We start from the raw sequence: 1,445 nt of genomic DNA, 5'->3' as shown, positions 1-1,445 counted from the left end.
GGTGGGCTGGTTGTTTCAGAACCACACAGTGAACGCGAGCAACAATGGACAAGCCCTCGGCCTATTAGTACCAGTCAGCTCCACCCCTCACAGGGCTTCCACATCTGGCCTATCAACCCAGTCGTCTACTGGGAGCCTTAACCCCTCAAAGGGGGTGGGAGTCCTCATCTCGAAGCAGGCTTCCCGCTTAGATGCTTTCAGCGGTTATCCCTCCCGAACGTAGCCAACCAGCCATGCCCTTGGCAGGACAACTGGCACACCAGAGGTTCGTCCGTCCCGGTCCTCTCGTACTAGGGACAGCCCTTCTCAAGACTCCTACGCGCACAGCGGATAGGGACCGAACTGTCTCACGACGTTCTAAACCCAGCTCGCGTACCGCTTTAATGGGCGAACAGCCCAACCCTTGGGACCGACTCCAGCCCCAGGATGCGACGAGCCGACATCGAGGTGCCAAACCATCCCGTCGATATGGACTCTTGGGGAAGATCAGCCTGTTATCCCCGGGGTACCTTTTATCCGTTGAGCGACGGCGCTTCCACAAGCCACCGCCGGATCACTAGTCCCTACTTTCGTACCTGCTCGACCCGTCAGTCTCACAGTCAAGCTCCCTTGTGCACTTACACTCAACACCTGATTGCCAACCAGGCTGAGGGAACCTTTGGGCGCCTCCGTTACCCTTTAGGAGGCAACCGCCCCAGTTAAACTACCCACCAGACACTGTCCCTGATCCGGATCACGGACCGAGGTTAGACATCCAGCACGACCAGAGTGGTATTTCAACGACGACTCCCCGATAGCTGGCGCTACCGGCTCACAGTCTCCCACCTATCCTACACAAGCCGAACCGAACACCAATATCAAGCTATAGTAAAGGTCCCGGGGTCTTTCCGTCCTGCTGCGCGAAACGAGCATCTTTACTCGTAGTGCAATTTCACCGGGCCTATGGTTGAGACAGTCGAGAAGTCGTTACGCCATTCGTGCAGGTCGGAACTTACCCGACAAGGAATTTCGCTACCTTAGGATGGTTATAGTTACCACCGCCGTTTACTGGCGCTTAAGTTCTCAGCTTCGCCACACCGAAATGTGACTAACCGGTCCCCTTAACGTTCCAGCACCGGGCAGGCGTCAGTCCGTATACATCGCCTTACGGCTTCGCACGGACCTGTGTTTTTAGTAAACAGTCGCTTCTCGCTGGTCTCTGCGGCCACACCCAGCTCAAGGAGTACATCCCGTCACCAGACATGGCCCCCCTTCTCCCGAAGTTACGGGGGCATTTTGCCGAGTTCCTTAACCATAGTTCACCCGAACGCCTCGGTATTCTCTACCTGACCACCTGAGTCGGTTTAGGGTACGGGCCGCCATGAAACTCGCTAGAGGCTTTTCTCGACAGCATAGGATCATCCACTTCACCACAATCGGCTCGGCATCAGGTCTCACCCATACGT

At 56.2% G+C, this 1,445-nt stretch carries 1 rRNA gene (only partly in view); it reads right to left on the bottom strand.

Features of this window, described 5'->3' with window-relative positions:
* Window positions 1–44 precede the first annotated feature (44 nt).
* Window positions 45–1,445 (bottom strand): 23S ribosomal RNA (locus tag ACIO6U_RS36370) (it continues 1,674 nt past the right edge of the window).

This window comes from Streptomyces sp. NPDC087422, from assembly GCF_044744145.1.
Lineage (GTDB): Bacteria > Actinomycetota > Actinomycetes > Streptomycetales > Streptomycetaceae > Actinacidiphila.
Note: the sequence above shows the minus strand (reverse complement) of the source record. Positions and strands in the feature narration are given on the sequence as shown.